This is a genomic window from Streptomyces sp. CBMA156 (genome assembly GCF_014596515.1).
Classification (GTDB): Bacteria; Actinomycetota; Actinomycetes; order Streptomycetales; family Streptomycetaceae; genus Kitasatospora.
Genome location: NZ_MSJQ01000281.1, coordinates 20,808 through 28,140 on the forward strand (window position 1 = coordinate 20,808; position 7,333 = coordinate 28,140).

General features: G+C 73.2%; 5 protein-coding genes. 3 read left to right on the forward strand and 2 right to left on the reverse strand.

The window, feature by feature from the left end:
• Nucleotides 1-131: 131 nt before the first annotated feature.
• Entirely contained in the window at nucleotides 132-1,322 is a 1,191-nt protein-coding gene (locus tag BU198_RS23945) for an acyl-CoA dehydrogenase family protein (RefSeq protein ID WP_188298929.1), read from the forward strand.
• A gap of 184 nt (nucleotides 1,323-1,506) precedes the next feature.
• On the opposite strand, the gene BU198_RS23950 is transcribed toward BU198_RS23945, so the two are convergent.
• Nucleotides 1,507-1,983, reverse strand: coding sequence for a universal stress protein (locus BU198_RS23950; RefSeq protein ID WP_049653914.1), 477 nt, complete (start codon nucleotides 1,981-1,983; stop codon nucleotides 1,507-1,509).
• Nucleotides 1,984-3,042: 1,059 nt separating this feature from the next.
• Between BU198_RS23950 and BU198_RS23955 the strand changes: the two genes are divergently transcribed.
• Nucleotides 3,043-4,158, forward strand: a complete 1,116-nt coding sequence (locus BU198_RS23955) for an HAD family hydrolase (RefSeq protein ID WP_188298930.1) — start codon at nucleotides 3,043-3,045, stop codon at nucleotides 4,156-4,158.
• A 218-nt stretch (nucleotides 4,159-4,376) separates the two neighbouring features.
• On the opposite strand, the gene BU198_RS43910 is transcribed toward BU198_RS23955, so the two are convergent.
• Entirely contained in the window at nucleotides 4,377-5,183 is an 807-nt protein-coding gene (locus BU198_RS43910) for a GNAT family N-acetyltransferase (protein WP_188298931.1), read from the reverse strand.
• Nucleotides 5,184-6,142: 959 nt separating this feature from the next.
• Between BU198_RS43910 and BU198_RS23965 the strand changes: the two genes are divergently transcribed.
• A partial coding sequence (locus BU198_RS23965) for a helix-turn-helix domain-containing protein (protein ID WP_411293225.1) occupies nucleotides 6,143-7,333 on the forward strand: 1,191 nt, incomplete at its 3' end.

The following is a 7,333-nucleotide window of genomic DNA, read 5'->3' on the forward strand; positions in this document are numbered from 1 at the left end:
ATCACCGCATCACCGCACCACCGCTCGACACCCATCCCTCAATCGCACCGTGCGACCGTCACACCATCCGACGAACGCCGGTCATTCCGCTCACGTCCGCGGCCGCCCCGGCCGGGCGCCAGGAGGATCAGATGCTCGACCACCGACTCAGCAGCGAGTACGAGGAACTGCGGCGCACCGTCGCCGAGTTCGCCCAGGACGTGGTGAAGCCGAAGATCGGCGAGTTCTACGAGCGGGAGGAGTTCCCCTACGAGATCGTCCGGGAGATGGGGCGGATGGGGCTCTTCGGCCTGCCCTTCCCCGAGGAGTACGGCGGCATGGGCGGCGACTACTTCGCCCTCGGCATCGCCCTGGAGGAACTCGCCCGCGTCGACTCCTCGGTGGCGATCACCCTGGAGGCCGCCGTCTCACTCGGCGCGATGCCGATCCACCGGTTCGGCACCGAGGAGCAGAAGCGCGAGTGGCTGCCCCGGCTGACCTCGGGCGAACTCCTCGGCGCCTTCGGCCTCACCGAGCCGGAGGGCGGATCGGACGCGGGGGCCACCCGCACCACCGCGCGGTACGACGAGGCCACCGACGAGTGGGTCATCAACGGGACCAAGTGCTTCATCACCAACTCCGGCACCGACATCACCGGCCTGGTCACCGTCACCGCGCTCACCGAACCGATCGCTCGTTCGAGTGAAGAGGGCGAATTCCGCTCGCCTGTGCGGGAGATCTCCTCCATCATCGTGCCCACCGGGACCCCCGGCTTCCAGGTCTCGAAGAAGTACTCGAAGGTCGGGTGGAACGCATCCGACACCCGCGAACTGTCCTTTACCGACTGCCGCGTTCCCGCGGCCAACCTGCTGGGTGAGCGTGGCCGAGGCTACGCCCAGTTCCTGCGGATCCTCGACGAGGGCCGCATCGCGATCGCGGCCCTGGCCACCGGCCTGGCCCAGGGCTGCGTCGACGAGTCCGTGAAGTACGCCGGCGAGCGCCGGGCCTTCGGCCGGCCGATCGGCGCCAACCAGGCCATCCAGTTCAAGCTCGCCGACATGGAGCTGCGCGCCCACACCTCCCGCCTGGCCTGGCGGGACGCCGCTTCCCGGCTGCTGCACCGCGAACCGTTCAAGAAGGAGGCCGCGATCGCGAAGCTGTACTCGTCCGAGGCCGCCGTCGACAACGCCCGCGAGGCGACCCAGATCCACGGCGGGTACGGCTTCATGAACGAATTCCCGGTCGCCCGTTTCTGGCGCGACTGCAAGATCCTGGAAATCGGGGAGGGCACGTCGGAAGTCCAGCGCATGCTCATCGCCCGGGAGCTCGGCATCGGTTCGTGACGATCACTTCCTGATGGTCACCTCCTGAGCCGATTCCACCGGGGTGGTGGACCAGTTCGATTCACCGCTCGGCGCGCCACTCAACGCTCCGCTTCACAAGCAGAGTTGTGGCGCCCGGTGGCGAACAGGGCATCAGGAGGAGGCCTCTGGAAGGGATTTCGATGGAAGCCGCGGGAGCCGGGCTTCAGGGGATCACGATCACCGGGCGGTTGGCCCGCCGCGCCAGCCGTCCGGAGACCGAGCCGAAGATCTTGCCGAGCAGGCCGTGCGTCGTGCCGACGACGATCGCGTCGGCGGCGTACTCACGGCCGACCTCCTCGATCTCGTGGCAGATGTCCCCGCCGCGCTCGACCAGGATCCACGGCACCCCGGTGAGGAAGTCCGCGCAGGCGAGTTCCAGTCCGAGGACCTCGGTCCGGTGGTCGGGGAGGTCGACGAAGACCGGTGGCTCGCAACCCGCCCAGACCGTGGCGGGCAGGCGGTTGGCGACGTGCACGATCACCAGGCCGCACTGCGAACGGCGCGCCATGCCGACCGCGTAGGCGAGGGCGCGCTCGCTCGACAGCGAGCCGTCGAAGCCGACCACCACGCCGTGCTGGAACACCGGGTCGAGGGACGGCGCCGGGGTGTCCTGCCCGGACGGTTCGGTGGGCCCGCCCAGCGGACCGGCCGAGCCGGGGGCTGTCTCCGGGCGCTCGGCACCCGGGCCCAGGCGGCCCGTCACCGGAAGATCCGCAGGGTCAGCCGGGGGTTCGCCACGCCGCTGGCGCGGCCCCGGGCGGTCCCCTCGGGCGGCGAGGCTGCCCCGGCGGCCGAAGCCGCGCAGAGCACGCGCGAAGCCGCTCCGCGGGTCGTCGTGCCGCGGGTCGTCGTGCCCCGGGTCGGGCTCCCCTGCCTCCGTCGGCTGTCCCGCGTCAGCACGCCCGTCCGCACGCCCGCCGGCGGACTCGTCCGCACCGTCGCCCCCACGGCCGTCGTACCCACTGCCGCCTTCCCCCCGGTCGTCACCCCTGCGACCGTCACCGCGGCCGGCGCTGTGCGCGTCGCCGTACCCGTCGCCGTGGCTCTCGCTGCGGCCGTCGGTCCGGCGATCCGATCGGCCCTCGGCCCGGCCGTCGGGGGGATCGGAGGCAGACCCGCCGTCCGGGCCCACGCTGCGGGGTGTGTCCGGTTCAACCGGTCGGGGAGGCTCAAAACCAGCCATGGCTCACGGCTCTTCGATGGAGAGGGGCCGACAGAAGAGGAGGACAACGCTGCCCGGGCAGCAGGCCCGCCCACGGGGTGACGTCGGTCTGCGACGCGCAGCACCGTATGTGACCTGTTCCTTTCAGAGTACGACGGGCGCGGGGCCCAGCCCAGCGGCGAAGCCCCGGAACGACGTTGTTCCCGCGAAAGAGGGATGCGCCCGCCGGGGCAGTGCGCCCCGTTCACAGGTGATCGCGCCCCCTCCGGAAAGGAGGTTCCCTGGAGCTTGACTGAGCGGACCGGGCCGCGCAACAGCCTCACGGGACACCGTGACCGGACTGTCATGGATCGGCGACGATCCGTTGCGGCACGTCGCGAACCGTGACGTCCGGGCTGCCCCAACAGTCCTCGTCCGCCCGGAGAATCGCCACTCGTCACGGGCGTGCGGAGGCCGTTTCAGCCACTCCGTACGGCTTCGCGACGCCGTCTGGCATTTGCCAGATGCATGGGCGCGGCCGCTGGCACCATGCTCGGCATGCCCCTGCTCCTGTTCGACCTCGACAACACCCTGCTGCCCCGGGACGCCGCGTTCCGGTCCTGGGCGCAGGACTTCCTGTCCGACCACCGGCTGCCACCCGGAGACCTCGACTGGTTCGTCACCCTCGACGGCGGCGGCTACGTACCGCGCAGCACCGTACTGTCCGCCGTCCGGCGCCGCTACGGCCTGGACGTCTCCGCCGAGTTCCTGCTCGCTCACTACCGACGCGGCATCAACTCCCACATCCACTGCCCCCGCCGGAACATCGAGGCGCTGCGGGCCGCCCGGGCCGCCGGGTGGACGCTCGGCATAGTCAGCAACGGCGGCACCCGTTCTCAGTTGGAGAAGATCCGGCGAACCGGGCTGGGCCCGCTGGTCGACGGCTGGGTCATCTCCGAGGAGGCCGACTGCGTCAAACCCGACCCGTTGATCTTCAGGATCGCCGCCCGGCGGTGCGGCATCGTGCCCACCGGGGACTGGGCCGCACACACCTGGATGATCGGCGACCACGCACCCGCCGACATCGCCGGTGCCGAGCTGACCGGGCTGCGCAGCGTCTGGCTGCACCACGGCCGGCCGTGGGCGGAGAACGGCTACCGCCCGACGCTGAAGGCGGCCGGCCTGCCGGAGGCCGTCGGCCAGGTCCTCTCCGCGCGGAACGCGCCCTCGCCCCGGCCGGGCGTCCGCTCCGCCGGGACGCTCCGACGGGCGGCGGCGGGAGTGCCCACGGGGGCGCCGACAGGTGTACCGGCGGAGGTGCAGGCACGCGCGACGGCGCTGGTCGGCGCACGGTCCGGCGCACGTCCCGCGGTGGCCGCCCCGAACGGTCCGAGTGCATCCGGTGCCGCCGACGCCGGGAGGGCCGGCGAACGCGTTCCCGCAGGCGGTTCCGGTGTCCGAAACCGATCCGGCGGGTTTGCCGTGATCGCCGAGGCCGGCACCGTCGCCGGAACGGGCGCCGACGCCGGAACGGGCGCCGACGCCGCTGCGGCCACCCGCGCCGCCTTCGTCCCGGCACCCCTCACGGCACCCGCAGTACTCACAGCACCCGCAGCACCCGCCGCGGCATCGACCACAGTCGTGTCCGGCACCGCGGTGGCGGCCGCCCAGTAGCACCCCGGCCGGCGCCCTACGACGGTCCTGCCGCCACGACGGCCGGCGCCCGCACCCCGACCTCCCGACGCCCCGCACCCCGACCTCCCGACGCCCCGGCCCCCGACACCCCGACGTCCGCCCCACCCTCGCCCCGATCCCCCTCCGCCCCGGCCCCGATCCCCCTCCGCCCCGGCCCTGGTCCCCCTTCACCTCGCGCCCCGGCCACCTGGTTCCGGTTACTCCGCCGGCACCACCGACGTACGGGTCCACCAGCAGGTGCGCGCCTGCTCGACGAACCCGAGCTTGCGGTAGAGCGGTTCGCCGAGCGAGGTGGCGACCAGGGTGGCCGGGCGGTCCGGGTGCGCGTGGGCCAGGGCGGCCCGGAGGACGGCGCGGGCCACCCCCCGACCGCGCCAGTCGGGCATGGTGGCGACCCAGTACACGCCGGTGGCCTGACCGTCGTCATAGGTGAGGCAGGTACCGGCCACCCTGCCGTCGACCCGGCCGAGCCACCCCCGCCAGCCGGGGACGTCCAGCAGCTGTTCCGGAAGGGCCTCGCCGCGGACCCAGGGCTGTCGGGCGGGCAGCGGGAAGCCCTCCACTATCGCCCACTCGACCATGGCGAAGCTCTCGCCGCCCCCGGCCTCATCGACCGTCAGGACGCCACCGCCGTGTGCCTCCGAGACCGCGGGCAGGACGGTGGTCGCGCCGTCGACCGGGCCGGGGTCCCGGACCATCACCGGCATGAGCGGCATCCGCGAGGCCCCGAGGCCGGAGAGGTCGAGGCCGCCGTACGGGTCCTCCACGGTGCAGCGCACGGTCGACCACTCGGCCAGAAGGTCGGCCAACTCCTGCTCCACGGAGCCTGGTTCGCCATAGGGGCGGGTCAGCACGATACGGTGCGCGTCGTCGGGGGTGCGGGCGCAGCGGACCGCGGTCAGCCCCGGTCGGGTGCGGGACTGCCAGCCGTGGACACGGGCCTGGGCGAGCCAGAAGGCGGCGGCGTTGTCGTTGGCCCGTTCGAGCCGGCTGTTGGTGTTCACGGCAGGACCGTAACCCGGCGGTCCGGTTCCCGGTTCTGCCGTCTCCCGCTTGGCCGGATGAAGCCTGGGAGGCGCACGACTTCTCCCTGTGCGCCCCCTCGTGCACCGCCGATTTTCGGTCAATTTCACGCCGGTCCCTCCCGCTTGGGCAAATCCGCAGCCCAGACCAGCCGGCCGGGCGCGCCGGAGCCGGACGCCCCAGGAACGGCCCCGCGACAACCAGCCACCGTTACCCCGGCCCTCTTCCCAGAAAGGTCGACGGGTGCCACGCTTCGTGATCGAATGCATCACGCCAAATTGCCATGTCGACATAGCGTCGGATGGTGAACTTGTCACAACGGCAACGGTCCACCCGATAGATTTCGATCTTGGCCAGCAGTGCCGCACCACCCACACCACACCACCGAGGGGGCTTGAGCGCCTTGAGCAGGGTGAGCAGGAGCGACGCGGGTCCTGACAGCGGCCAGGCGGTGGCCGGCAGCGCCGGCCGACCCGCGAGAAGCACCGGCACCTCCGCGATCGCCACCACCCGCGCCTCGGGCGCCGCCTCGCACTCCTCGTACCCCGCGGTGCCCTCCCCCGGGGCGGGCACCGGCGTCGGCCCCGGTGCGGCACCGGCCGCCGAGTACGGTGCGGCGACGCCCTACGGAGGCCAGCAGGCCTACGGCGGACCGTCCTTCGGAGGGCAGTCCTTCGGCGGACCGCCCGTCAGCCGAGGACCCGTCAGTCCCGGCCAGTCCTACGGCGGCGAGCACCCGGGCCATTCCGGCCACCCGGGTTACGGCGGCCACCCCGGCCATGCCGGTCATCCGAACCACCCCGGCCACGCGAGCCATTCCGGCCATCCCGGCTACCCCGCCGGCCCCCCGGGCCTGAACGGCGCCCCCGGCGGGCCCGTCCCCGGAGCGGGCAGCGGTCCGCTCGGCGGCCTCGCGCCCGGCGCCTCCGGCCACGGCCCGATGGGCCACGGCGGGCCCGGTGCGAACGGCTCCCCGACCCCGGTGACCGCCTCCGCCCCGCGCAAGCTGTCCGGCCGCCGCCGCCGGGAGACCGTCGCGGTCCTGATCTTCGGCGGCGCTCCGATCTTCGAGAGCTCCATCCCGCTCTCGGTCTTCGGCGTGGACCGCCAGGACGCCGGAGTGCCCCGCTACCGCCTGCTGGTCTGCGCCGGCGAGGAGGGCCCGCTGGCCACCACCGGCGGCCTGACCCTCTCCGCCCCGTACGGCCTGGAGGCGCTCGCCCGGGCCGGCACGATCGTCGTCCCCGCCTGGCGCTCGATCTCCCAGCCGCCGCCGGTCGAGGCGATCACCGCCCTGCGCAAGGCCCACCACGAGGGCGCGCGGATCATCGGGCTCTGCACCGGCGCCTTCGTCCTGGCCGCCGCCGGCCTGCTCGACGGCCGCCCGGCGACCACCCACTGGATGTACGCGCCGACGCTGGCCAAGCGCTACCCGCGGGTGCACGTCGACCCGCGCGAGCTGTTCGTCGACGACGGCGACGTGCTCACCTCGGCCGGCACCGCTGCCGGGATCGACCTGTGCCTGCACGTGGTGCGCAGCGACCACGGCGCCGAGGCGGCCAACGCGCTGGCCCGCCGCCTGGTGGTGCCCAGCCGTCGCGGCGGCGGAGGACAGGCCCAGTACATCGATCAGTCTTTACCTGAAGAGATCGGCAACGACCCGCTGGCCGAGGTGGTCACCTGGGCGCTGGAGAACCTCAACCAGCAGTTCGACGTCGAGGTGCTGGCGGCTCGCGCCTACATGAGCCGGCGCACCTTCGACCGGCGGTTCCGCACGCTCACCGGCAGCGCGCCGTTGCAGTGGCTGATCACCCAGCGGGTGCTCCAGGCGCAGCGGCTGCTGGAGACGTCGGAGCTGTCGGTGGACGACGTCGCGCGCCGTTGCGGGTTCCGTTCGCCGGTGGCGCTGCGCGGGCACTTCCGCCGCCAGCTCGGGGTCTCCCCGGCCGCGTACCGGACCAGCTACCGGGCCCGCCGTCCCGGTCAGCAGCCGACCGCGCCGGCCGGTGCGCTCGGGGAACATGGTGGCGTAGACGGCGCCCGCGTAGGTGCCGTACGAGGTGCCCCAGGCGGACAGCCGGCGCTCGCCGAGGGCCCGGCGGATGCTGTCGATGTCGCGGGCCTCGTTCGC